We start from the raw sequence: 23,456 nt of genomic DNA, 5'->3' as shown, positions 1-23,456 counted from the left end.
TGGCTTGAAACCATCACGCCACCGCCCGCCGCGCCCGCGCCAGCCGCTGGTCGAGGTAGGCGCCGTAGAAGTCGGGCGATCCACCCACCAGGCGCTCGGCGACTTCCCGGCCATCCGGCCCCAGGAACAGCACCGTCGGCGCCAGCTTCACGCCCCAGGCGCGCACCAGCGCGCCGTGCGTGGTGCGCTCGCCGGCCACGGTGCGCGTGGCGTGCGTGCCGCCCATGCCGATCTGCACCACGGGCAGGCCCTCCTGCGCGTGCATCGGCGCCAGGTAATGCTCGCGCACCAGCTTGCACCAGGGGCAGCCGTGCAGGCTGACCATCACCACCAGCGGCTGGCGCGCGGCCAGCGCGCGCGCCAGTTCGCCCTGCAGCGACTGCGACGGCGGCAGGCTCGGGGCCGCCGCCCGAACGCCGTCCGCGGCACCGCCGGCCGCCAGCGCCAGCAGGGCACGGCGGCGCGTCCACGCGGTGCGCTGCAGCGTCATGGCCCTGCGTGCTCCATCAGCAGGTAGGTGTTGTAGGCGTTCATGCGGTTGGCGGCGCCGAACAGCGGCAGGTGGGCGAAGGCGCTCCAGTCGGTGGCCTGGTAGGCCTCGTCGAACGGCGTCATGTCGCGCGCGGCGGCGCCCATGGCCTGGCGCAGGTAGGCCAGGTAGTCGCGCGTGAGCTGGATGTCCTGCCGCGCCTCGGTGGACGCGGGGCCGTGGCCAGGCACGATCACCTTCGCGTCGAAGGCCAGCAGCCGGTCGAGCGCGGCGATCCAGTGGCGGCTGTCGGCCTGGCCGACGAAGGGGATGCGTCCGCGGAACACCAGGTCGCCCGTGTACAGCACCCGGGCGCGCGGCACGAACAGGGCCAGGTCCTCGGGCGTGTGCGCCGGCCCCACGGGCTGCAGCACCAGGCGTTCGCCGCCGACCTCCAGCTCGCGCGCGCCGCCGACCCAGTCGGTGGCGGGGACCAGGCGCGTGCGCGCGTCGATCCACGGCGCCAGTTCCACGCGCGAGGCCTGCAGCCGCAGGCGCGCCGTGTCGGCGTGCAGGTACTCGCGCCCGGCCTGGTGGGCGATGATGCGCGCGCCCGCCTGCTCGAACACCTGCAGGCCGTACACGTGGTCGGCGTGGTAGTGCGTGAGGACGACGTGTGTCACCTTCCGCGATGTGATCTTGCCGATCTCGGCCAGCAGCCGCTCGGCCAGCGCCGGCGAGCCCAGCGCGTCGATCACCACCACGCCGGCCGGCGTGACGACGAAGCCGGCGTTGGAGATGAAGTTGCGGTTGGCCGGCGAGCCCATGGCCGACAGGCCCTCGACGACCCAGCAGCCGGGCGCCACCTCGCGCGGCACCATCGGCGGCGCCTCGGCCGGATCGCCGGCGCCTTCGGCATCGCGCGCCCACGCGGCGCCCCAGCCGGCCAGCGCCGCGCAGCCGCAGCGCCGCAGCAGTTGGCGGCGGTCCATCACCGAGGGCTGGAGGCGCCCGACCGGTGCCATCCCGGTGGCTCCATCGCGCGTTCGGGGCAACGCCTCAGGCCCCAAGAGTCCAAGGGCCGCAGCGCAGGCCATGCCAGCGGCCGCTGGCGGCGCCCTCTCGAGGGAGGAGGCGCCACATCGCGCAACGGATGCAGCCACGGGGTTGGGCCATTTCAAGCGAGACTGTCGGCCCAGATGTTGCGGGCCCAGGCCATGGCGTACTGGCCTTCCAGCTCGCTGGCGGCGGTGGACACGCCGCCCGAGCCGGGCACCGTCACCATGGTCTTCTGCGCGGCGTCGTAGCGGTGCACGCTGGCCACGTGCACCACGTCGGTGTCGCTCACGAAGCTGTAGCAGGTGTTGTTGTAGAGGGGCAGCGGGTTGGGCTCGCGGCCGGCCAGCAGCGCCACGATGGCGGCGGCCGCCACCTTGCCGTGCTGGTTGGCCATGTGGCCGGACTTGGGCATGGCCGGGGCGATCTGCAGCGCGTCGCCCAGCACGTGGACGTTCTTGGCGGCCTTGGATTCCATGGTCAGCCAGTCCACCTCGCACCAGCGCTTGTTGGCCGTGGTCAGGCCGGCGTTGTGGGCGATGTCGCCGGCGCGCATGGGCGGCAGCACGTTCAGCACCTGGGCCTTGACGTCGTCGTTGAAGTCGAACTTCAGCGTGCCAGTGGCGGCATCGACGTCCACCGTGTTGTGCTTGGGCCGGTATTCGATGATGCCCTTGTAGCGGTCGGCCCAGGCCTTCTTGAACAGCGGGCCCTTGGAGGTCACGTCGTCGTTGGCGTCCAGCACCAGCACCTTGGACTTGGGCTTGGCCTTGCTGAAGTAGTGCGCCACCTGGCAGGCGCGCTCGTACGGCCCGGGCGGGCAGCGGTACGGCGCCAGCGGGATGGTGATGGCGTATACGCCGCCATCGGGCATGGCCTCCAGTTGGCGGCGCAGGGCCACGGTCTGCGGGCCGGCCTTCCACGCGTGCAACACCTTGTCCCGCGCGCCGGGCTTGCCCAGGCCGGGCAGCGCGTCCCACATGAAATCGACGCCGGGCGAGAGCACGAGGCGGTCGTAGGGCAGCGTGGCGCCGCCGGCCAGGCGCACCTGGCGCTTGTCGGCGTCGATGGCGACCGCGCGGTCGCGCACGATCTTCACGCCGTGGCGCTTGGCCAGGTTGTCGTAGGGCGTGGTGATGTCAGCCATCTGCTTGCTGCCGCCGATGACCAGGTTGGAGATGGGGCAGGAGATGAAGGCCTCGTTCGGCTCCACCAGCGTGACCTCGATGCGGCCCTCGGACCACAGGCGCAGGTACTTGGCGGCCGTGGCGCCGCCGTAGCCACCCCCGACGACGACGACCTTGCCGCCGGAGCCGGCGCCGGTGGACGCGCAGCCCGCGGCCAGCCCCAGCACCGATGCGGCCGAGCTGGCCTGGATGAATCGACGGCGATTGAATTGAACATGGTTCATGGCGAGTCCTCCCCTCATTTCTTCTGCGCCGCGAACCAGCCGGCGATGGCGGCGAGCTGCTCGTCGGTGTAGCCCTTGCTGAGCTGGTGCATGATGGTCGCGGGCCGGGCGCCGCTCTTGAATTCCATCAGCTTCTTCAGCATCTCGCTCTGGCTGGCGCCGGCCAGCGGCTGGTTGCCCGCTTGGGCCTGCCCATTGGTGCCGTGGCAGTTGGCGCAAGCGGCGGCCCAGCTGCGCACCTGCAGCGGGTCGGTCTGGGCCTGCGCGGCACTGGCGGCGGCCAGCAGCGCCGCGGCAGCGAGCCCGGCGGTCGAGGAAGGTTTCATCACGTGGGGTCCTCCTGGATAGGATGATGGCGTGGCACACGCAAAAAAATCCGTGGCCGCTTATATGTCGTGTGCATGATAGGACGCGCGCCGATATGGCGGCACCGGGGATTTACCCCCACGCGCTGGGCGGCCCTGCGGCGAGTGTAGGCCGCGCGGGGCGATTCTGAACGACGGTTGCATCGAATGCTCATGCGCCCGGGCGCCGGCACCGCGGCGTCAGCCCGGTTCGTCTCCCGTCCCGATGGCGATCTGCGTGCACACGGCGCGGCACAGGGTGACGACGCGGTCGTTGACGATGCGGTAGTAGATCTGCACGCCCTCGCGACGCTTGCCCAGCACGCCGGCCTTGTACAAGGTGTTGAGGTGCTGGCTCATGTTGGGCTGGGTCGTGGGCACATGGGCCAGCAACTCGCCCACGTTCTTCTCGCCCTGGCACAGCGCGCTGATGATCTTCAGGCGCATGGGCGCCGACATGACGCGGAACACTTCGGCCGCCAACTCGAACACCTGGTCGGACTGGAAGTCTGTATCTGGTGCGAAGGCCGTTGCTTTGAGGTCCATGGCGGCGAAGGCGGGCGTGGAATGGAACTATACGCCCAAGTCGCCCTCCGCCGGACGCCGCTCGGCCCGCAGCGTGCGGCTGAGCAGGATCACCGGCAGCAGCCCCACCACCACCAGCGCCAGCGAAGGCAGCGCCGCCTCGCCCAGGCGCTCGTCGCGCGCCAGTTGGTTGGCCACCACGGCCAGTGTGTCGGTGTTGAAGGGGCGCAGCACGATGGTGGCCGGCAGCTCCTTCATCACGTCCACGAACACCAGCAGCGCGGCCGCGAAGCCGGCGCGGCGCAGCAGCGGCGCGTGCACGCGCGCGGCCAGCTCCAGCCCGCCGGCGCCCAGCATGCGCGCCGACTCGTCCAGGCTGCGCGGCACGCGCGCATAGCCGGCCTGCATCGACTGCAGCGCCACCGACACGAAGCGCACCAGGTACGCCCACAGCAGGCCCAGCACCGTGGCGGTGACGAGGCCACCCGCGCCGGCCTGCGGCCAGCGCGCCTGCAGCCAGCCCACCGGCAGCAGCAGGCCGACCACCACCACCGCGCCCGGCACCGCGTAGCCCAGCGACACGGTCTGCACCGCCAGCCGCCGCGGCCAGCTCGGCTGCCGGCGCAGGCAGTAGGCCAGGAACCAGGCCGCCAGCACCGCCAGCACGGCTGTCATGGCGCCCAGGCGCACGCTGTTCCAGGCCCAGCCCAGGAAGCGGTCCCAGGGCAGCACCGACCAGTCCGCCGCCAGCGGCCGCAGCATGAAGGCCACCGGAAGCACGAAGCCCATCAGCACCGGCATCAGGCACAGCACCCAGGCGACGAGGCTGCGGGCACCGCGCAAGGCGATGGGCCGCGCCTCGCTGGAGCTGGCGCGCGCCGTGCCACCGGCAAAGCGCAGGCGCCGCCGCGCATGTTGTTCCAGCCACAGCAGCAGCACGACCAGCCCCAGCATCACCGTGGCCAGTTGCGCGGCGGCCACGCGGTCGCCCATGGACAGCCAGGCCTTGTAGATGCCGACGGTGAAAGTCTGGATGCCGAAGTAGGCCGACACGCCGTAGTCGGCCAGCACTTCCATCAGCGCCAGGGCCGTGCCCGCCGCCACCGCCGGGCGGGCCATGGGCAGCGCCACCTCGCCCAAGCGGCGCGGCAGGCCGGCGCCCAGCAGGCGAGCGGCTTCCATCAGCTGCGGCGCGCGCTCGGCCAGCGCGGTGCGCGCCAGCAGGTAGACATAGGGGTAGAGCGAGAACGAGAACACCCAGGCCGCGCCCCCGAGGCTGCGCACCTCGGGCAGCAGGCGCCCTTCCAGCCCGAAGCTGGCGCGCATCCAGGTCTGCAGCGGCCCGGCGAACTGCAGGAAGTCGGTGTAGGCGTACGCCGTGACGTAGGCCGGCATGGCCAGCGGCAGCAGCAGCAGCCATTCGAAGCTGCGCCGGCCCGGAAAGTCGAACACCGTCACCAGCACCGCCGCCGGCACGCCCATGGCAACGACGCCCAGGCCCACCAGCACCGACAGCTGCACCGTGACCGCCAGGTACTCGGGCAGCACCGTGGCCGCCATCTCCCGCAGGATCTGCGCCGACACCCCGTTCCACTGCAGCCACGAGCCGACCACCGCCAGCACCGGCAGGGCCAACACGGCGGCGACGAGCACGAGGATCAGCGTGGGCAGGGCGCGCAAGATGCGGGGTGAGAGAGTGGACAGGAGACGGTGACGGCGCGCCGAGGAGGCTGGCCGGATTGGGTCGGCGCAAATGAGAATTGTACGTATCTACAATCCCACCATGTTCCTCCAGATTGACCAGGTTGACGTGCGCTACTCCGGCCAGCCGCGCCCCGCCGTGCAGCAGGTCGCGCTGGGCCTCGCCGCGGGCGACATCGGCGTGCTGATCGGTCCCTCCGGCTGCGGCAAGACCACGCTGCTGCGCGCCGTGGCCGGGTTGGAGCGCGTGACTGCCGGCACCATCCACCTGAGCGGCGAGCTGGTCAGCGGCGCGCGCCTGCACGTGCCGCCCGAGGCGCGGCGCATCGGCATGGTGTTCCAGGACTACGCGCTGTTCCCGCACCTGGACGTGGGCCGCAACGTGGCCTTCGGCCTGAAGCACCTGCCCGCGCGCGAGCGCGCGCGGCGCGTGACCGAGGTGCTGGCGCTGGTCGACCTGGCCGGCAGCGAGCGGCGGTACCCGCACGAGCTGTCCGGCGGCCAGCAGCAGCGCGTGGCGCTGGCGCGCGCCATGGCCCCCAGCCCGCGTCTGCTGCTGCTGGACGAGCCGTTCTCCAACCTCGACGTCGACCTGCGCGAGCGCCTGGCGCACGAGCTGCGCGCCATCCTCAAGGCCGCCCGCGCCACCGCCCTGTTCGTCACGCACGACCAACTGGAGGCGTTCGCCATCGGCGACCAGATCGGCGTCATGCACGACGGCCGCCTGCACCAGTGGGACGATGCCTACACGCTCTACCACCGACCGGCCACGCGCTTCGTGGCCGACTTCATCGGCCATGGCGTGTTCGTGCCCGCGCGCATCCTGCGCAACGGCGTCGGCTCCCGCCTGGAAACACCCATCGGCCCGCTGAGGGATGGCACCGAATGTCCCCTGCCGGACGCCTACGCCGAAGGCCGCTGCGACCTGCTGCTGCGCGCCGACGACATCGTGCACGACGACGACGCGCCGGTGAAGGCGCGCATCCTGCGCAAGGCGTTCCGCGGCTCGGAATTCCTCTACACCCTGCAACTGGCCAGCGGCGAAACCGTGCTGGCCCACGTGCCCAGCCACCACGACCACCGCGTGGGCGAATGGATCGGCATCCGCCCGCAGGTCGATCACGTGGTGACGTTCGCGCCGGCGGCGCCGGACGGCTGACCGAAGCAACTGAAGTCGCACCTGACGCTGTGCCCGAGTCGGCTCGCCAACCCGGCTGTGGTTTGAACGATTTTGGCCGAATTCCAGCGTGGATAATGCGCCTGAAGCTATCTATTCAGTAGCAGTCGGCGACTCGCGCAGCATCGCCACGGCGCCGCGCAGCTCGGCCGCCCAAGCGCGCCGCTCACGCCCCTCGGCCGGCTGGGGCGCGCCATAGCGCACCACCGCGCACAGGCCGGGCGTGGTGAGGGTGCGCCAGACCGAGGCGATGAGCGAGTCGTCGCCCACGTAGATGGGCGCCAGGCTGAGGCGGCCGCTTCGGCCATCGACGAAGCTCAGGCCCACCGGCTGCACCGGTGCCCGCGCCGAGATCGCCGCCTGCAGCAGGTTGGCATGGAACGGCAGCAGCGCGGCGCCGTCGCTGGTCGTGCCCTCGGGAAACACCGCCACCACCTCGCCGCGCGCCAGCGCCTCGCGCATGTGGTGCACCACGCGCAGGGCGTCGCGGCGCGATTCGCGTTCGATGTAGAGCGTGCCGGCACCGGTGGCCAGCATGCCGATCACCGGCCAGCGCTTGACGTCGGCCTTGGACACGAAGCGGCAGAAGCCCGCCGCGTGCAGCACCAGGATGTCGAGCCAGGAGATGTGGTTGGCCGCCAGCAGCACCGGCCCCCGCGCCGGCGGCTGGCCGTGCACCTGCAGGTCGATGCGCCAGATTTCGAGGAAGCGCCGCGCCCACTGCTGCACGCGGGCCTCGCGCTCGGCCGCGGGCAGCGCCGGAAAGCGCGTGCGGATGGTCCACCAGCCGCCGGCCAGGTGCGCCCCGCCGCGCGCCATCAGCCAGAGCGCGGTCAGCGCCTTCATGCGGCGGCGGACCTCACCGCGCCGAATGCGCCAGGTGGCCGCCCACCAGCGTGCAGCGCACGCGGCCCGCCATTTCGAGGCCGGCGAACGGCGTGTGCTTGCCCTGGCTGCGCAGCGCCCCGGGCGCCACCTGCCAGCGCGCCTCGGGGTCGAACAGGCACAGGTCGGCCACGCCGCCCTCGACCAGCCGGCCGCAACTGGCCTGCAGCGTGCCCAAGGCGCCGCCCAACACCTGCGCCGGCCCGTGGGTGACGGCGCCCAGGGCGCGCATGACGCCCGCGGCGGACGTCTCCAGGCCCCATTTCAGCGCCAGGGGCAGCAGCAGCTCCAGCCCGGTGGCGCCGGGCTCGGCCTCGGCGAAGGGCAACTGCTTGGCGTCGGCCTCGACCGGCGTGTGGTCGGACACCAGCGCGTCGATGGTGCCGTCGGCCAGCGCGGCGCGCAGCGCGGCGCGGTCGCGCTGCTGGCGCAGCGGCGGGTTCAGGCGCGCGCTGCTGTCGTAGTAACCGATGTCGTGGTCGATCAAGTGCAACGAGTTGATGCTGACGTCGGCCGTGACACGCAGGCCCTCGGCCTTGGCCTGCCGCAGCAGGGCGGCGCCGACCGCGCTGGACAGCCGGCAGACGTGCACGCGCGGAGCGCGCTCGCCGCCGGGCATGGCGCACAGCAGCTCGAAGAGGGTGTGCAGCGCGATCGTCTCGGCCGCCGCCGGCACGCCCGACAGGCCCATGCGCATGGCCAGCGGGCCGCTGGCGGCCACGCCGGCGCCCAGCCACGGGTCCTGCGGGCGCAGCCACACGGCATAGCCGAATGTGCTGGCGTACTGCAGCGCGCGCTGCAGCACCTGGGTGTTGACCAGCGGCACGTCGGCCTGGCCGAAGGCAACGCAGCCGGCGTCGGTGAGCTGGCCCATCTCGGTCAGCACCTCGCCCTTGAGGCCGCGCGTGAGCGCGCCCTGCGGGAACACGCGGGCCTGGTGCAGCTTCTCGGCGCGGGTCCTGAGCATCTCGACCAGGCCGGGCTCGTCGAGCACCGGGTCGGTGTCGGGCGGGCAGACCAGGCTGGTGACGCCGCCGGCGACGGCGGCGGCCATCTCGCTCTCGAGCATGCGGGCGTGTTCGTGGCCGGGCTCGCGCAGGCGCGCGGCCAGGTCCACCAGGCCGGGCAGCACCCAGCAGTCGCGCGCGTCGATGGTGCGGCTGGGCGCGAAGTCGGCGGGCAGCCTGCCGATGCCGACGATGCGGCCGGCGGCCACCGCCACGTCGGCCGCCTCGTCGCGGCCCGAGGCGGGGTCGATCACGCGGCCATGTTCGATGAGAAGCTTCATGTGCGGGAGGAATCTAGGAAGGACTCGAAGCGCTCGCGCCCAGAATGCCCTGCAGGGCCCGGACCAGGACTTCGCATTCTGCTTGCGAACCGATGGAAATGCGCAGGTGGTTGGCGATGCGCGCCTGCTTGAAATGGCGCACCAGGATCTTGCGTTCGCGCAGCGCCTGCTGCAGTTGCGCCGCGGCCCAGCGCGGGTGCGTGACCAGCAGGAAGTTGGCCGACGAGGGCGGCCCTTCGAACCCGAGCGCGTGCAACTGTTCCGCCAGCCATTCGCGGCTGCGAACGATGCGCTCGGTGATCGCCTCGAAATATGCCTGGTCCTGCAGCGCGCCCAGCGCTCCGGCCTGCGCCAGACGGTCGAGGGGGTAGGAGTTGAAGCTGTCCTTCACCGTCTCCATCGCCTGGACCAGGTCCGCGTGCCCCAGCGCGAAGCCCACGCGCAGCCCCGCCAGCGCGCGCGACTTCGAGAAGGTCTGCACCACCAGCAGGTTCGGAAACTCGTCCACCAGCGCGGCCGCGCTCTGGGCGCCAAAGTCCACGTAGGCTTCATCGACCACGACCACCGATCCGATGTTGCGCTCCAGCAGCCCACGGATGTCCTGCAGCGGCAAGGCCACGCCTGTGGGCGCGTTGGGGTTGGGCAGCACGATGCCGCCGTTGGGCCGCAGGTAATCGGCCACCCTGATCCGGAACGCCTCGTCCAGCGCGACGGGCTGGCATTCGATGCCGTACAGCGCGCAGTACACCGGGTAGAAGGAGTAGCTGATGTCCGGCACCAGCACCGGCCGCCCGTGCCGCAGCAGCGCCATGAAGGCGTGAGCCAGCACCTCGTCCGAACCATTGCCGACGAACACCTGCCCCGGCCGCAGGCCCATCCGGGCGGCGATCTCGGCACGCAACTCGGTGCCCTGCGGATCGGGGTACAGGCGCAGGCGCTCGTCGGCCGCCTCGGCGATGCGCTGCAGGGCCCGTGGCGACGGCGGGTACGGGCACTCGTTGGTGTTGAGCTTGATCCAGCCTGCCTCCCGCGGCTTCTCGCCGGGCGTGTAGGCCGCCAGCCCGCGGATGGCGGGGCTCCAGAACCGCTGATCGCTCATGCCTCGTTGCCGGCCACGATGCTCATCACCGCCATGCGCACCGCGATGCCGAAGGTCACCTGCGGCAGGATCACGCTCTGGCGGCCATCGACCACCTGCGAGTCGATCTCGACGCCGCGGTTGATCGGCCCAGGGTGCATGACGATGGCGTCGGGCCTGGCCCAGCGCAACTTTTCGGGCGTGAGGCCGAAGCTCTTGAAGAACTCCTGGCTGGAGGGCAGCAGCGCGCCGCTCATGCGCTCGTTCTGCAGGCGCAGCATGATGATCACGTCGGCATCCGTGATGCCCTCCTCCAGCGTGTGGCACACGCGCACGCCCATGGGCGCCAGGTCGCCCGGCACGAGGGTGCGGGGGCCGACCACGCGCACCTCGGCCGCGCCCAGGGTGGTGAGGGCGTGGATGTCCGAGCGCGCCACGCGCGAGTGCAGCACGTCGCCGACGATGGCCACCACGAGGTTGCTGAAATCCTTCTTGTAGTGCCGGATGGTGTACATGTCCAGCAGGCCCTGCGTGGGGTGCGCGTGGCGCCCGTCGCCGGCGTTGATGACGTGCACGTGCGGCGCCACGTGCTGCGCCAGCAGGTAGGGCGCGCCGCTCTCGCTGTGGCGCACGACGAAGATGTCGGCGGCCATGGCGCTGAGGTTGGCCACGGTGTCCAGCAGCGACTCGCCCTTGGCGGTGGAAGAGCGCGCGATGTCCAGCGTGTACACGTCGGCCGACAGGCGCGTGGCGGCGATGTCGAAGGTGGTGCGGGTGCGCGTGGAGTTCTCGAAGAACAGGTTGAACACGCTCTTGCCGCGCAGCAGGGGCACCTTCTTGACCTCGCGGTCGCTCACGCTGACGAACTGCGCGGCGGTGTCGAGGATGTGGATGAGCAAATCGCGCGGCAGGCCCTCGGTGGAGAGCAGGTGCACCAGTTCGCCATGCCGATTGAGTTGCGGGTTGCGTCGGGCCAGCACGGTCATCCCCTGTTCTGGATGCGGAAGCTGAAGGCGCCGCCCTCGCCGCGCGCCAGCTCCAGTGACTGCGTGGCCGGCAGCGCGACGCGGACGGCGGCGAACTCGGCCGCCACCGGCAACTGGCGTTCGCCACGATCGACCAGCACCGCCAGCCGCACGCGCGCCGGTCGGCCGTAGTCGAACAGTTCGTTGAGCACCGCGCGGACGGTGCGGCCGGTGTGCAGCACGTCGTCGAGCAGCAGGATGTCGGCCCCCTCGGCGTCGAAGGGCAGCACGGTCTGGCCGCTGGCGGCCAGACCGCGCTTGGCGAAGTCGTCGCGGTGCATGGCCGACGACAGCGCGCCCGTCGCGCCGGGCAGGCCCAGGTCGGCTTGCAGACGCTCGGCCAGCCACTGCCCGCCCGAAACGATGCCGGCCAGGCGCGTGTCGGGCTCCAGCAACGCGCGCACGCCGCGCACCAGCTCGGCGTACAGGGCCTCGGCATCAAGCGCCAGTGAACTCATGGAAGACTCCTCAGAAACTGCTCCAGAATGATGGCCGCCGCCGCCGCGTCGGCATCGCGCGCGCCAGCGGCGTGCGCCTCGGTGGTGCTGTAGCGCTCGTCCACCTCGTACACGGGCAGGCCGAAGCGCGCGCGCAACTGACGCGCGAAGCGCTGGGCGCGGCGCGTGTTCTCGTGCGCGGCGCCGTCGGGATGGAAAGGCACACCCACGACCAAGGCGTCGGGCTGCCATTCCTGCACGCGGGCGGTGATCGGCGCCCAGCGCGCATCGCCCTCGGCGCGGATGGTGGCCTGCGGCGTGGCGCTGCGCGTGAGCCGGTTGCCGCTGGCCACGCCCGTGCGCTTGAGCCCGAAGTCGAAGGCCAGGAAGCTGCCCAGCCGCGCGGGGATTTCTTCGCTCTCAGCCGCGAGTGCGCGGAGATTCATGCATGCCCCGCGTCGGGCGCCAGCATCCAGGCCTCGAGCCCCAGCAGGCGCAGGGCCTGGTCGTAGCGCAGTTCGACGGGCGCGTCGAAAATCAGGCGGGCGTCGGCGTCCACGGTGAGCCAGCTGTTGCCGGCGATCTCGGATTCGAGCTGGCCCTCGCCCCAGGCCGAATAGCCCAGCATCACCAGCACGCGCCGCGGCCCGCCGCCGTTGGACAGGGCTTCGAGCACGTCCTTGGAGGTGGTCATCTCCAGCCCGCCGGGCACGGCGAGCGTGGACGCGTAGATCGATTCGTCGGGCGGCAGCCCCTCGGCCGTGACCGGGTCGTGCAGCACGAAGCCGCGCTCGGTCTGCACCGGCCCGCCGTGGAACACGGGCTGCACGCCCAGGTCCTTGCGCGCCAGCGGCAGATCGACCTTCTCGAACAGGTCGGCCATGCTGATGCCGCCCGGCTTGTTGATGATGAGGCCCAGCGCGCCGCGCTCGCTGTGCTCGCAGACGTAGACCACGCTCCGGGCGAAGGTGCTGTCCTCCATGCCCGGCATGGCGATGAGGAAGTGGTTCGTCAGATTGATGAGCGGGACAGCATCGGCCATGGCCCGATTTTACCGGGCGCCCCTGCCGACGCGCCCGGCTTCACGCCACGAGGCTGGCCGATGGCGCGCGGGCGTGGCTGCTGATCAGGCCCCGCGGTTCGATCAACAGCAACTCTCCTGCCTCGGCCTGAAGTGCCAGCAAATTCACGTCCGACGCATCATCAGCCGGCCGCGGGCAAGCGACCCGGGCCGGGTCAGATCTCCACCATCTCGAAGTCTTCCTTCCTCGCCCCGCACTCGGGGCAGGTCCAGTTCATCGGCACCTGCTCCCAGGGGGTGCCAGGCGCGATACCATGGTCGGGCGCTCCTTCGGCTTCGTCGTAGAGCCACCCACAGATCAGACACATCCAGGTTTTCGTTTCCATTACAGCTTAAGTTGCAACTCTCTAAAATGCAATTGATTGTATCCATGGTCACCGCATGAGCGGGGCGCCCGGGCTCACCAAACTGCCTCCATACGTCAAATGACACGATCCAGCGCGTCCGAGGCGTCGCGAGATAACGACACTCCCGACCTGCCACCCGGCGATGATGCCTTGCCTTGCGTGCTGAGCTTCAACGCCAGCGATCCCGTGGGCGCCGGCGGGCTGTCCAGCGACGCGCTGGTCATCGCCTCGGTCGGTGCCCATGCCCTGCCGGTGGCCACCGGCGTCTACCTGCGCGACACGCGCGAGGCGGTCGGCCACGTCGCCCTGGACGACGCGGCGGTGGCCGAGCAGGCCCGCCTGGTGGCGGAGGACGTGCCGCTGCAGGTCATCAAGGTCGGCTTCGTCGGCAGCCCCGAAGCGGTCGCGGCCATCGCCGCGTTCGCGTCCGACTACCCGAGCGTACCCGTGATCGCGTACATGCCCGACCTGTCGTGGTGGGACGAGGCCGAGATCGACGCCTACCTGGATGCTTTCCGCGAGCTGCTGCTGCCGCAGACCGCCGTGCTGGTGGGCAACAACACCACGCTGCGCCACTGGCTGCTGCCCGAATCCGCGTCGCACCGCCACGCGGGCAGCACCGACCTGGCGCGCGCCGCGGCCGAGCTGGGCGTGTCCTACGTGCTGGTCACCGGCCTGCCGCAGCCGGGTGAGCAGGTCGCCAGCGTGCTGGCCTCGCCCCAGGCCGAGCTGTGCCGCCAGAGCTTCGAGCGCATCGACGCGGCCTTTCTGGGCGCCGGCGACATCCTGTCGGCGGCGCTGGCGGCGCTGCTGGCGATGGGCTCGGAGCTGACCGAGGCCGCCACCGAGGCGCTGCAGTACCTCGACCAGGCGCTGGACCACGGCTTCCGCCCCGGCATGGGCCGGGCCGTGGCCGACCGGCTGTTCTGGGCCGAGACCGACGATCCGCAGGACGCCCCGGACGACGGCGACGAGCCACCCTCCATCGACATTCCCTACCCCTTCAATGAAACCAAGCACTGACCTCGACCTCAACGACGCCCTGATGGCGCGCGCGCGCCGGGTCATCCCCGGCGGCGTCAACTCGCCCGTGCGGGCCTTCCGCGCCGTGGGCGGCACGCCACGCTTCATCGCCCGCGCGCAGGGCGCCTACATGTGGGATGCCGAGGGGCGTCGCTACATCGACTACATCGGCTCCTGGGGTCCGATGATCCTCGGCCACGGCCACCCGGCCGTGCTCGAGGCCGTACAGCGCGCGGTGGCCGACGGCCTGAGCTTCGGTGCGCCGACCGAGCGCGAGATCGAGTTGGCCGAGGAGATCCTCAAGCTGGCACCCGGGGCCGAACAGGTTCGCCTGGTGAGTTCGGGCACCGAGGCCGGCATGAGCGCCATCCGCCTGGCGCGCGGCGCCACCGGGCGCAGCAGGATCATCAAGTTCGAAGGCTGCTACCACGGCCACGCCGACGCGCTGCTGGTCAAGGCCGGCTCGGGCCTGGCCACCTTCGGCAACCCCACCAGCGCGGGCGTGCCGGCCGAGGTGGTGCAGCACACCCTGGTGCTCGAGTACAACAACCTCGCGCAACTGGAAGAAGCCTTCGCCCTGCACGGCGACGACATCGCCGCGCTCATCATGGAGCCGATCGCCGGCAACATGAACTTCGTGCGCGCCACGGTCGAGTTCACCCGCCGCTGCCGCGAGCTGTGCACCCGGCACGGCGCGCTGCTGATCTACGACGAGGTCATGACCGGCTGCCGCGTCGCCCTGGGCAGCGCGCAGAGCGTGTACGCGCGGCACATCCCCGGCTTCGCGCCCGACCTCACCGTCATGGGCAAGGTCATCGGCGGCGGCATGCCGCTGGCGGCCTTCGGCGGCCGGCGCGACGTGATGGAGCAGCTCGCCCCGCTGGGCCCTGTCTACCAGGCCGGCACGCTGTCGGGCAACCCCGTGGCCACCGCTTGCGGGCTGGCCACGCTGCGCGAGATCCGAAAGCCCGGCTTCTTCGACGCCCTGGCGCACCAGACCCGGCGCCTGGCCGAGGGCCTGTCGGCCGCCGCCGCGGCCGAGGGCGTGCCCTTCAGCGCCGACTGCGAGGGCGGCATGTTCGGCTTCTTCCTGCTGCCCGAGCTGCCGCGGAACTACGCCCAAGTGATGAAAAGCGACGGCGCGCGCTTCAACCAGCTCTTCCACGGCCTGCTGGCGCGCGGCGTGTACATCGCGCCGGCGCTGTACGAGGCCGGCTTCGTCAGCGGCGCGCACAGCGACGAGGACATCGACGCCACCCTCGCGGCGGCGCGCGAGGTCTTCCGATCACTCTCTATTTGATAGCTGTTCGCGCATGTTCCATGCGGGCTTCAGGCCGATTTGACTTGAAAAACGGAGGAAGCCACCATGAAACCCGCCGCCCTCGTCCTGGCCCTGCTGTTGGGCCCGCTGTCCGCCCAGGCCGCCGATCCCACGCCGCGCCCGCGGCGCCCGGCGGCGCAGGCCCCCCAGGTGCCCGAGCCCCCAGCCGCGGCGGGGCAGCCCGCGCGGCAACCCGAGGTCGATCTTTCCACGCTGGTGCCCAAGGACTCGGCCCGGCAGGACACCGAGACCAGGAACAGCTTCGACCGCCACAACAGCCGCGGCGTGAACTGCTCCCGCTACCCCACGCGCTGCTGAAACTCCGCCTCCCGAGAGGGCTTTCGCCGCCTCCGGCCGGCGGGTCAGTGCCTGAAGTGCCGCACCCCGGTGAACACCATCGCCACGCCGCGCTCGTCGGCGGCGGCGATCACCTCCGGGTCGCGCATCGAGCCGCCGGGCTGGATGACGCAGGTGGCGCCGTGGTCGATCACCACGTCCAGCCCGTCGCGGAAGGGGAAGAAGGCGTCGCTGGCCACCGCGCTGCCGGCCAACGGCAGCCCGGCATGCTGCGCCTTGATGCTGGCGATGCGCGCCGAATCCAGCCGGCTCATCTGCCCGGCGCCCACGCCCATGGTCATGCCGTCCTTGCAGAACACGATGGCGTTGCTCTTGACGAACTTGGCCACCTTCCAGGCGAACAGCAGGTCGTCGATCTGCTGCGCCGTGGGTTGCACCTTGGTCACCACGCGCAGGTCGGCGCGCGCCAGCTCGTGGTTGTCGGCGGTCTGCATCAGCAGGCCGGAGCCGACGCGCTTGACGTCCATGAAGTTCTGGCCGCGCTCCCACGGCGTGGCGGCGCCGGGCTTGACGCCGTCCAGCGGGATGCGCAGCACGCGCACGTTGGCCTTGGCCTTGAAGACGGCCAGCGCCTCGGGCGTGAAGCCGGGCGCCATCAGCACCTCGACGAACTGCCTGGCCACCTGCTCGGCCGTGGCGCCGTCCACCGGCGTGTTGAAGGCGATGATGCCGCCGAAGGCGCTGGTGGGGTCGGTCTGGAAGGCCTTGCCGTACGCCTGCAGCGCGCTGGCGCCCACGGCCACGCCGCAGGGGTTGGCGTGCTTGACGATGACGCAGGCGGGCGTGGCGGCGTCGAAGCTCTTGACGCATTCCCAGGCCGCGTCGGCGTCGGCGATGTTGTTGTAGCTCAGCTCCTTGCCCTGCAGCTGCTCGGCCGTCACCAGCGAGCCGGGCGCGGGGTACAGGTCGCGGTAGAAGGCGGCCTGCTGGTGCGGGTTCTCGCCGTAGCGCAGGTCCTGCAGCTTGACGAAGCGGCCGTTGCTTTGTGAAGAAAAAAGGCTTCTGTCCGGCACGGCGCTTGTGCCACCAGCTTCGAAATCAATAGCGGACAGGTAGTCGCTGATGGCCGCGTCGTAGTTGCTGATGCGGTTGAAGGCGGCCACCGACAGCGCGAACTTCGTCTTCAGGCCGATGCCGCCGGCCCGCAGCTCGGCCAGCACGCCGGCGTACTGCGCGGCGTCGGTCAGCACCGCCACGTCGCGCCAGTTCTTGGCCGCGCTGCGCACCATGGCGGGGCCGCCGATGTCGATGTTCTCGATGGCGTCCTCCAGCGTGCAGCCGGGCCGCGCGACGGTGGCCTCGAAGGGGTAGAGGTTGACCACCAGCAGGTCGATGGTGGCGATGCCGTGCGCTTGCAGCGCGGCCATGTGCCCAGGCACGTCGCGGCGCGCCAGCAAGCCGCCGTGGATGGTGGGGTGCAGCGTCTTGACGCGGCCATCCAGCACCTCGGGGAAGCCGGTGTGGTCGGCCACCTCGGTCACGGGCAGGCCGGCGTCCTGCAGCAGTTTGGCGGTGCCGCCGGTGGACAGCAGGCGCACGCCCAGCGCGTGCAGCCCCTGGGCGAAGTCGAGGATGCCGGTCTTGTCGGATACGGAAATCAGGGCGTTCATCATGGACGGGGTCGGGGATATCAAATAAAAAAATGGCTGCAGCCCGCATGCAGTCTGCGCTGCCAGCTATCAAATCAGGACTTGTCGGAGGCGATCAGCCGATGCTCCACCAGCTTCTTGCGCAAGGTGTTGCGGTTCAGGCCCAGCCATTCGGCGGCGCGGCTCTGGTTGTGGCCGGCCTGCTGCATGACGACGTCGAGCAGGGGCTTTTCGACCGCGCGGATCAGCATGTCGTACAGGCCGCCGGGCTCGGTGCCGTCGAGGTCGTGGAAGTACGCCTGGAGGCTGTCGCGGACGCAGGCGTCGATGGTGTTGTTCTTGCTCATGGCTTGGTGGGGGCCTCCACCGCCCCGCCTGCGGCGCGCGCGCACGCGGGCGCTTCGGGCAAGCGCTCGTGCGTGTCGGCCAGTTCCTCGAAGAAGTCCGCCACCACCTGCCACTGCACGGCGGCATTGTCGATGGCGTTCATGCGGGCGCGGAAGGCTTCGCCGCCCGGCAGCGCGCGCACCATCCAGCCGATGTGCTTGCGCGCCGAGCGCACGCCGGTGAATTCGCCGTACAGCGCGTAATGGTCCTGCAGGTGCGTCAGCAGGGCGCGGCGCACCTCCAGCACCAGCGGCGGCACCAGGTGCCCGCCGGTGGCCAGGTGGTGCAGGGTCTCGCGGAAGATCCAGGGCCGGCCCTGGGCGGCGCGGCCGATCATCAGCGCGTCGGCGCCAGTGGCGGCCAGCACGGCGCGCGCCCTGGCAGGCGAGTCGATGTCGCCGTTGGCGACCACGGGGATGCGCAGGGCGGCCTTGACGGCGGCCACGGTGTCGTGTTCGGCCGCGCCCTTGTAGCCCTGCTCGCGCGTGCGGCCATGCACGGTGACCATCCGCACGCCGGCGCTCTCGGCGGCGCGGGCGATCCGCAGCGCGTTCTTTTCGCGCGCGCACCAGCCGGTGCGCATCTTCAGCGTCACGGGCACGCCACGCGGCGCGCAGGCGGCGACCACGGCCTCGACGATGGCCAGGGCCAGCGCCTCGTCCTGCATCAGCGCCGAGCCGGCCCACTGGCTGCACACTTTCTTGGCCGGGCAGCCCATGTTGATGTCGATGATCTGCGCGCCGCGGTCGATGTTGTAGCGGGCGGCCTCGGCCATCATGGCCGGCTCGGTGCCGGCGATCTGCACCGCCACCGGCCCCGGCTCGCCCGCGTGGTCGGCGCGACGCGAGGTCTTGAGCGTGTGCCACAGCTCCTTGCGCGAGGTCACCATCTCGCTGACCGCGTAGCCGGCGCCGAACGACCGGCAGAGCTGGCGGAACGGCCGGTCCGTCACCCCCGCCATGGGGGCGACGAACAAGTCGTTGGGAAGGAGGTAGGGGCCGATCCGCATGGCGTGCAAGGGGCCGCCGGCGCGTGGTGCGGTAGCGGGAGGCGGATTCTACCTGCTCAAAATTTCAGCAATCGAAACGGCCGGGGTGCCGCGCCCTGCCTACACTGCCGGCCATGATGGACGCATGGATCCCCTCCCTTCTGCAGGCGCTGGCGCTGCCCGAATTCGGGCTGTCCACGGTCGCCGTCGTCGCCTTCCTGTCGGCCACGCTGCTGCCCATGGGGTCGGAGCCGGCGGTGTTCGGGCTGGTCAAGCTCAACCCCGGCCTGTTCTGGCCCGCCATCGGGGTGGCCACGGCGGCCAACACGCTGGGCGGGCTGCTGAGCTGGTGGATGGGCCTGGGCGCGCACCACCTGGCCGACCAGGCGCGCCACTCGCCCACCCACCTGCGCGCCCTGGACTGGCTGGAGCGGCTGGGGCCGCGCGCCTGCTTCCTCTCCTTCCTGCCGCTGGTCGGCGACCCGCTGTGCGCCCTGGCCGGCTGGCTGCGCATGCCGCTGGCGCCCTGCGCCGGCTACATGGCGCTGGGCAAGTGCCTGCGCTATCTGGCGATGACGGCGGCGCTGCTCTGGCTGTGGCCCGAGCCGGCATCTTTGCTATCTTATGAATAGCTATTGGCGCAGTATCCATGCCGACTTGATGCCCATTTGATATGCAGACATCCTCCACCGCGGCCGGTGACCTGTTCGGCGCCCACCACCCGCTCGCCGGCGCCGTCACGCGACTGGGCGAGCAGGCCGTGGTGTTGCGCGGCTTCGCGCTGGCGCACGTCGATGCGCTGTGGCCCGCCCTGCGGGCCGTGCTGGCGCAGGCGCCCTTCCGGCACATGGCGACGCCCGGCGGGCAGCGCATGTCGGTGCCGCTCACCAACTGCGGCCGGCTGGGGTGGACCAGCGGTCCCGGCGGCTACCGCTACACCGCGCGCGATCCCGACAGCGGCCAGCCCTGGCCGGCGCTGCCCGAACCGTTTCTGCATCTCGCCGGCAGCGCCGCGCGGCGGCCGGGTTCGCCGGCTTCGCGCCCGATGCCTGCCTCGTCAACCGCTACCGGCCCGGCACGCGGCTCGCGCTGCACCAGGACCGCAACGAGCGCGACTTCGGCCAGCCCATCGTCTCGGTGTCGCTGGGCGTGCCGGCGGTGTTCCTGTGGGGCGGCCCGCGCCGCGCCGACCGCGCCCTGCGCGTGCCGCTGTGGCACGGCGACGTGGCCGTGTGGGGCGGCGTGGACCGGCTGCGCTTCCACGGCGTGGCGCCCATCCCCGCCGCCACGCACCCGCTCACCGGCGCCGAGCGCATCAACCTCACCTTGCGCCGCGCGGGCTGAATTCGAGCGCAAGCGGCGGGATGCAACCGCCGCCGCCCCGGCCTACAGTGGCGCCATGACCACCCCTGCCCGTCCCACCGAAAGCGACCCGCGCTGGGCCGCCGTGCTGGCATGCGACGCCGCGGCCGACGGCCGCTTCGTCTACGCCGTGCGCACCACCGGCGTGTGGTGCCACCCCAGCAGCCCCACGCGCCGCCCGCGGCCGGAGAACGTCGAGTTCTTCGACAGCCCCGCCGCCGCCGAGGCCGCCGGCTACCGCCCCAGCCGCCGCGCCGATGCCGGCCAGCTCGGCCGGCAGCACACCGCCCAGGTGGCCGCCGCGTGTCGCCGCATCGAGGCCGCCGTGGACGCCGCCCAGGCCCCGCCCACGCTGGACGCGCTGGCGGCCGAAGAGGGGCTGAGCCGGTTCCACTTCCACCGCCTGTTCAAGGCCGCCACCGGCCTCACGCCGCGCGCCTACGCGGCCGAGCGGCGCGCGCGCCTGCTGCGCCGCACCCTGCCCGGCCACGCGCGCGTGACCGACGCCCTCTACGACGCCGGCTTCGGCGCCAGCAGCCGCTTCTATGCCCAGGCCGATGGCCTGCTGGGCATGGCGCCGGCCGACTTCCGGGCCGGCGGACGCGGCCAGCGCATCCGCTTCGCCATCGGGCAGTGCGCGCTGGGCGCCATCCTGGTGGCCGAGAGCGCGCGCGGGCTGTGCGCCATCGCGCTGGGCGACGACCCCGACGCGCTGGCGCGCGGGCTGCAGGACCAGTTCCCGCGCGCCGAGCTGGTCGGCGGCGACGCCGCGTTCGAGCGCCACGTGGCCCAGGTCATCGGCTTCGTCGAGGCGCCCGGCCTGGGGCTCGACCTGCCGCTAGACGTGCGCGGCACCGCCTTCCAGCAGCGCGTGTGGCAGGCGCTGCGCGCGGTGCCGGCGGGCAGCACCGTCAGCTACGCCGACATCGCCCGGCGCATCGGCCAGCCCCGCGCCGTGCGCGCGGTCGCCCAGGCCTGCGCCGCCAACCCGCTGGCCGTGGCCATCCCCTGCCACCGCGTGGTGCGCAGCGACGGCGCCCTGTCCGGCTACCGTTGGGGCGTGGAGCGCAAGCGCGCGCTGCAGGCGCGCGAGCGGCAGGCGGCGGCGCGTCCGGCGCCCACCCCATGAAGCCGCGCGACCTGCTCGATCTGGCGCTGCAGGGCACGCCGATGATCCGTGTCGTTCTGGATACCAACGTCGTGCTTTCGGCGCTCCTGTTCACGTCGGGCCGCCTCGCCTGGATACGCCGTGCATGGCAGCATGAACAGTTGCAGCCCCTGGCGTGCAAGGAAACGGTGAGCGAACTGCTGCGCGTGCTCGCCTATCCCAAATTCAAGTTGACGGGCGAGGAACAGCAGGATCTGCTGGGAGATCTTCTGCCCTATGCCGATGTCGTCGAGTTACCGCGGCCGTGGCCAGAATTGCCGGCCTGCCGCGACAAGAAAGATCAGGTGTTTCTGGCGCTGGCGCATGTCGGTCGGGCCGAGGCCCTCCTCACGGGCGATGGCGGCATCCTGGCGATGCGTCACGAGTTCCCTGGCCTGATCAAGACACCCGATGAGTGGGCTGGACGGCAGGGCATTGAACTGCACTCTTGATCAAGCGCTGGCAACTGGGTTTTTGATCCAAGGAGTTCCACCGAACTCCCAGCCAAGCGCCGTCAGACGCTGAACAGGAAGTGTTGCGTCAAAGCCGCATGGATGCTGGGTATGCTGACTTGGCTGGTCATTCCATACTCTCGTTCATACCCACTCAGGCAATCGCTTGGATGCCACTCTTTTCCACGACCGTCAGCAAGCGCAAGGCAGGTCCACCAGGCTTCTTGACGCCACGCTCCCAGTCGGAGATGAGGTTCTTGCTCACGTTCAGGTAGAGCGCAAAGACAGGTTGCGACAGATGCTCACGCTCGCGCAAGGCCCGGATGCGTTCAGGCGGCATGGGCACCACGGGCGTCAGGCAGGCCTCGTCGAACTCGCGCATGGTCTGCCTGTCGATGGCGCCAACGCCATGCAGCGCCTCCATGGTTTCATGGATGGCCGCGAAAGCATCACTCCGGTATTTCTTCGTCATGATCGTGTACCTCCGAAAATTGCCCCTTGCCGATCAACACGGCCAGTTGCTCGTCTGACAGGCCCAGCACATAGCCTGCGGCCTTCCTGAACTGGGCCTCTTCATCCTTGCCGATGTTGTCGCGGTCACTCTTGGCGAACCCATAGACAAAGAAAGCGCGTTCCGCCGTCCGATACAGAACAACGGTGCGGAACCCGCCCGACTTGCCTTGTCCAGGCCGCGCCACACGCTGCTTGATGACACCACCGCCAAGGTCAGCGTCGATCAAGCCCTGCTCGGCCCGCTCCATGGCCTGCACGATCGCCTTGTCCGATATGTCCTGTTTGCGGGCAAACCGCTCGAACCAAGCGTTCTTGAAAACTCGCATGCAGCCGATCCTTGACGGCTTTGTATCACACTTTGTATTACATATAAAGGACTGGCTTTCAGACGTTGAACAGGAAGTTCATCACATCCCCATCCTTGACGACGTACTCCTTGCCCTCGCTGCGCATGCGCCCGGCGTCCTTGGCGCCCTGCTCGCCTTTGTACTGGATGTAGTCGTCGAAGGCGATGGTCTGCGCGCGGATGAAGCCGCGCTCGAAGTCGCCGTGGATCACGCCGGCCGCCTGGGGCGCGGTGTCGCCGGCGTGGATGGTCCAGGCGCGCACTTCCTTCACGCCGGCGGTGAAGTAGGTCTGCAGGCCCAGCAGCTTGAAGGCCGCGCGGATCAGCCGGTTCAGGCCGGGCTCGCTCTGGCCCATTTCTTCCAGGAAGATCGCCTTGTCCTCGTCGCTCATCTCGGCCATGTCGGCTTCCATCTTGGCGCAGATGGCGACCACGGGTGCGTTCTGGCTGGCGGCGTAGTCCTTCAGGCGGTCGAGCAGCGGGTTGCCGTCGAACCCGTCTTCGCTGACGTTGCCGACAAACATGGCGGGCTTGGCCGTGATCAGGCACAGGGGCTTGAGCAGCGCCAGCTCGTCGCGGCTCAAATCCAGCGTGCGCGCGGGCCGGCCTTCGTTCAGCGCGGCTTGCACGGGCGCCAGCACCTTCAGCATGGCGGCGGCTTCCTTGTCGTTGCCGCTCTTGCTGGCCTTGGTGTAGCGCTGCAGGGCCTTGTCCACCGTGCCCAGGTCGGCCAGGCACAGCTCGGTCTGGATCACCTCGATGTCGGCGATCGGGTCCACCTTGCCGGCCACGTGGATGACGTTGGCGTCCTCGAAGCAGCGCACCACGTTGACGATGGCGTCGGTCTCGCGGATGTGGGCCAGGAACTGGTTGCCCAGGCCCTCGCCGGTGCTGGCGCCGGCCACCAGGCCGGCGATGTCCACGAACTCGACGATGGCCGGCAGCACGCGCTCGGGCTGGACGATCTCGGCCAGCCGGGCCAGGCGCGGATCGGGCACCTCGACCACGCCGGTGTTGGGCTCGATGGTGCAGAAGGGGTAGTTCTCGGCGGCGATGCCGGCTTGGGTCAGCGCGTTGAAGAGGGTGGACTTGCCGACGTTGGGCAGGCCCACGATGCCGCATTGCAGGCTCATGGCGGGGCTTTCAG

General features: G+C 70.8%; 26 protein-coding genes and 2 pseudogenes. 8 read left to right on the top strand and 20 right to left on the bottom strand.

Features of this window, described 5'->3' with window-relative positions; translation table 11 throughout:
* Window positions 1-13: 13 nt before the first annotated feature.
* The 6 genes from IPG65_RS01585 to IPG65_RS01560 form a co-directional block, all read right to left on the bottom strand.
* Complete coding sequence (locus tag IPG65_RS01585) at window positions 14-490, bottom strand: hypothetical protein (RefSeq protein WP_293187553.1); 477 nt, start codon at window positions 488-490, stop codon at window positions 14-16.
* On the bottom strand, window positions 487-1,350 hold the full coding sequence (locus tag IPG65_RS01580) for an MBL fold metallo-hydrolase (RefSeq protein WP_293187927.1): 864 nt from the start codon (window positions 1,348-1,350) through the stop codon (window positions 487-489). The genes IPG65_RS01585 and IPG65_RS01580 overlap by 4 nt, the downstream gene beginning before the upstream one ends.
* 296 nt (window positions 1,351-1,646) lie before the next feature.
* A complete protein-coding gene (locus IPG65_RS01575; protein ID WP_293187552.1) occupies window positions 1,647-2,936 on the bottom strand; it encodes an NAD(P)/FAD-dependent oxidoreductase in 1,290 nt (429 codons plus the stop codon).
* A 14-nt stretch (window positions 2,937-2,950) separates the two neighbouring features.
* Window positions 2,951-3,262, bottom strand: a complete 312-nt coding sequence (locus tag IPG65_RS01570) for a c-type cytochrome (RefSeq protein WP_293187926.1) — start codon at window positions 3,260-3,262, stop codon at window positions 2,951-2,953.
* 219 nt (window positions 3,263-3,481) lie between these two features.
* A complete protein-coding gene (locus tag IPG65_RS01565) occupies window positions 3,482-3,826 on the bottom strand; it encodes a metalloregulator ArsR/SmtB family transcription factor (RefSeq protein WP_293187551.1) in 345 nt (114 codons plus the stop codon).
* 27 nt (window positions 3,827-3,853) lie between these two features.
* Window positions 3,854-5,509: an iron ABC transporter permease gene (locus IPG65_RS01560; RefSeq protein ID WP_293187925.1), complete on the bottom strand. Its 1,656-nt coding sequence runs from the start codon at window positions 5,507-5,509 to the stop codon at window positions 3,854-3,856.
* Window positions 5,510-5,588: 79 nt separating this feature from the next.
* On the opposite strand from IPG65_RS01560, the gene IPG65_RS01555 reads away from it, so the two are divergent.
* Complete coding sequence (locus IPG65_RS01555; RefSeq protein WP_293187550.1) at window positions 5,589-6,665, top strand: ABC transporter ATP-binding protein; 1,077 nt, start codon at window positions 5,589-5,591, stop codon at window positions 6,663-6,665.
* Window positions 6,666-6,776: 111 nt separating this feature from the next.
* On the opposite strand, the gene IPG65_RS01550 is transcribed toward IPG65_RS01555, so the two are convergent.
* The 8 genes and pseudogenes from IPG65_RS01550 to IPG65_RS01515 form a co-directional block, all read right to left on the bottom strand.
* Entirely contained in the window at window positions 6,777-7,529 is a 753-nt protein-coding gene (locus IPG65_RS01550) for a 1-acyl-sn-glycerol-3-phosphate acyltransferase (protein ID WP_293187549.1), read from the bottom strand.
* A gap of 13 nt (window positions 7,530-7,542) precedes the next feature.
* Window positions 7,543-8,856, bottom strand: coding sequence for a dihydroorotase (locus IPG65_RS01545; RefSeq protein ID WP_293187548.1), 1,314 nt, complete (start codon window positions 8,854-8,856; stop codon window positions 7,543-7,545).
* A gap of 13 nt (window positions 8,857-8,869) precedes the next feature.
* Window positions 8,870-9,955 (bottom strand): histidinol-phosphate transaminase, encoded by a 1,086-nt coding sequence (gene hisC, locus IPG65_RS01540; protein ID WP_293187547.1) that lies wholly within the window; start codon window positions 9,953-9,955, stop codon window positions 8,870-8,872.
* Window positions 9,952-10,905: pseudogene (locus IPG65_RS01535) on the bottom strand (aspartate carbamoyltransferase catalytic subunit); the annotation flags it as partial. The pseudogene IPG65_RS01535 and the gene hisC, both read right to left, overlap by 4 nt.
* Window positions 10,906-10,916: 11 nt before the next feature.
* On the bottom strand, window positions 10,917-11,417 hold the full coding sequence (gene pyrR / locus IPG65_RS01530) for a bifunctional pyr operon transcriptional regulator/uracil phosphoribosyltransferase PyrR (RefSeq protein WP_293187545.1): 501 nt from the start codon (window positions 11,415-11,417) through the stop codon (window positions 10,917-10,919).
* Window positions 11,414-11,842 (bottom strand): Holliday junction resolvase RuvX, encoded by a 429-nt coding sequence (gene ruvX / locus IPG65_RS01525; protein WP_293187544.1) that lies wholly within the window; start codon window positions 11,840-11,842, stop codon window positions 11,414-11,416. Before ruvX ends, pyrR begins: the two co-directional genes overlap by 4 nt.
* Window positions 11,839-12,438, bottom strand: coding sequence for a YqgE/AlgH family protein (locus IPG65_RS01520; RefSeq protein WP_293187543.1), 600 nt, complete (start codon window positions 12,436-12,438; stop codon window positions 11,839-11,841). The genes ruvX and IPG65_RS01520 overlap by 4 nt, the downstream gene beginning before the upstream one ends.
* 194 nt (window positions 12,439-12,632) lie before the next feature.
* Complete coding sequence (locus IPG65_RS01515) at window positions 12,633-12,803, bottom strand: rubredoxin (protein WP_293187542.1); 171 nt, start codon at window positions 12,801-12,803, stop codon at window positions 12,633-12,635.
* A gap of 99 nt (window positions 12,804-12,902) precedes the next feature.
* On the opposite strand from IPG65_RS01515, the gene IPG65_RS01510 reads away from it, so the two are divergent.
* From IPG65_RS01510 to IPG65_RS01500, 3 genes are all read left to right on the top strand, one after another.
* Window positions 12,903-13,847: a bifunctional hydroxymethylpyrimidine kinase/phosphomethylpyrimidine kinase gene (locus IPG65_RS01510; RefSeq protein WP_293187541.1), complete on the top strand. Its 945-nt coding sequence runs from the start codon at window positions 12,903-12,905 to the stop codon at window positions 13,845-13,847.
* Window positions 13,831-15,147 carry a glutamate-1-semialdehyde 2,1-aminomutase gene (gene hemL / locus IPG65_RS01505; protein ID WP_293187540.1) on the top strand — a complete coding sequence of 439 codons (1,317 nt, stop codon included), beginning with the start codon at window positions 13,831-13,833 and terminating at the stop codon, window positions 15,145-15,147. Before IPG65_RS01510 ends, hemL begins: the two co-directional genes overlap by 17 nt.
* A 66-nt stretch (window positions 15,148-15,213) precedes the next feature.
* Window positions 15,214-15,486 (top strand): hypothetical protein, encoded by a 273-nt coding sequence (locus IPG65_RS01500; protein WP_293187539.1) that lies wholly within the window; start codon window positions 15,214-15,216, stop codon window positions 15,484-15,486.
* A gap of 44 nt (window positions 15,487-15,530) precedes the next feature.
* Here the strand turns inward: IPG65_RS01500 and purH are convergent, their stop codons facing one another.
* The 3 genes from purH to dusB form a co-directional block, all read right to left on the bottom strand.
* Window positions 15,531-17,135: a bifunctional phosphoribosylaminoimidazolecarboxamide formyltransferase/IMP cyclohydrolase gene (purH, locus tag IPG65_RS01495; protein ID WP_293187538.1), complete on the bottom strand. Its 1,605-nt coding sequence runs from the start codon at window positions 17,133-17,135 to the stop codon at window positions 15,531-15,533.
* A 74-nt stretch (window positions 17,136-17,209) separates the two neighbouring features.
* Window positions 17,210-17,461, bottom strand: a complete 252-nt coding sequence (locus IPG65_RS01490) for a Fis family transcriptional regulator (protein ID WP_293187537.1) — start codon at window positions 17,459-17,461, stop codon at window positions 17,210-17,212.
* Window positions 17,458-18,510 carry a tRNA dihydrouridine synthase DusB gene (dusB, locus tag IPG65_RS01485; RefSeq protein ID WP_293187536.1) on the bottom strand — a complete coding sequence of 351 codons (1,053 nt, stop codon included), beginning with the start codon at window positions 18,508-18,510 and terminating at the stop codon, window positions 17,458-17,460. The genes IPG65_RS01490 and dusB overlap by 4 nt, the downstream gene beginning before the upstream one ends.
* 116 nt (window positions 18,511-18,626) lie before the next feature.
* Here dusB and IPG65_RS01480 point away from each other — a divergent pair, with 116 nt between their 5' ends.
* The 4 genes and pseudogenes from IPG65_RS01480 (at window position 18,627) to IPG65_RS01465 (ending at window position 21,450) form a co-directional block, all read left to right on the top strand.
* A complete protein-coding gene (locus IPG65_RS01480; protein WP_293187924.1) occupies window positions 18,627-19,121 on the top strand; it encodes a VTT domain-containing protein in 495 nt (164 codons plus the stop codon).
* Window positions 19,122-19,162: 41 nt separating this feature from the next.
* A pseudogene (alkB, locus tag IPG65_RS01475) lies at window positions 19,163-19,833 on the top strand (DNA oxidative demethylase AlkB).
* Between the two features lie 55 nt (window positions 19,834-19,888).
* Window positions 19,889-20,980 (top strand): bifunctional DNA-binding transcriptional regulator/O6-methylguanine-DNA methyltransferase Ada, encoded by a 1,092-nt coding sequence (gene ada, locus IPG65_RS01470; RefSeq protein WP_293187535.1) that lies wholly within the window; start codon window positions 19,889-19,891, stop codon window positions 20,978-20,980.
* 41 nt (window positions 20,981-21,021) lie between these two features.
* Window positions 21,022-21,450: a putative toxin-antitoxin system toxin component, PIN family gene (locus IPG65_RS01465; RefSeq protein ID WP_293187923.1), complete on the top strand. Its 429-nt coding sequence runs from the start codon at window positions 21,022-21,024 to the stop codon at window positions 21,448-21,450.
* A gap of 154 nt (window positions 21,451-21,604) precedes the next feature.
* Here IPG65_RS01465 and IPG65_RS01460 read toward each other — a convergent pair whose 3' ends face one another.
* Genes IPG65_RS01460 through ychF form a run of 3 tightly spaced genes read right to left on the bottom strand, consistent with a single transcriptional unit; the run spans window position 21,605 to window position 23,442 of the window.
* The gene (locus IPG65_RS01460) at window positions 21,605-21,922 is read right to left on the bottom strand and encodes a DNA-binding transcriptional regulator (RefSeq protein WP_293187534.1); all 318 of its coding nucleotides are present in this window, start codon (window positions 21,920-21,922) and stop codon (window positions 21,605-21,607) included.
* Window positions 21,900-22,289: a type II toxin-antitoxin system RelE/ParE family toxin gene (locus IPG65_RS01455; protein WP_293187533.1), complete on the bottom strand. Its 390-nt coding sequence runs from the start codon at window positions 22,287-22,289 to the stop codon at window positions 21,900-21,902. Before IPG65_RS01455 ends, IPG65_RS01460 begins: the two co-directional genes overlap by 23 nt.
* A gap of 58 nt (window positions 22,290-22,347) precedes the next feature.
* Window positions 22,348-23,442, bottom strand: a complete 1,095-nt coding sequence (gene ychF / locus IPG65_RS01450) for a redox-regulated ATPase YchF (RefSeq protein ID WP_293187532.1) — start codon at window positions 23,440-23,442, stop codon at window positions 22,348-22,350.
* Between the last annotated feature and the right edge of the window lie 14 nt (window positions 23,443-23,456).

The organism is Ottowia sp. (assembly GCF_016703145.1).
GTDB lineage: Bacteria > Pseudomonadota > Gammaproteobacteria > Burkholderiales > Burkholderiaceae_C > Ottowia.
The sequence above is the reverse complement of the archived record's forward strand: the minus strand, read 5'-3'. Positions and strand labels throughout refer to the sequence as shown.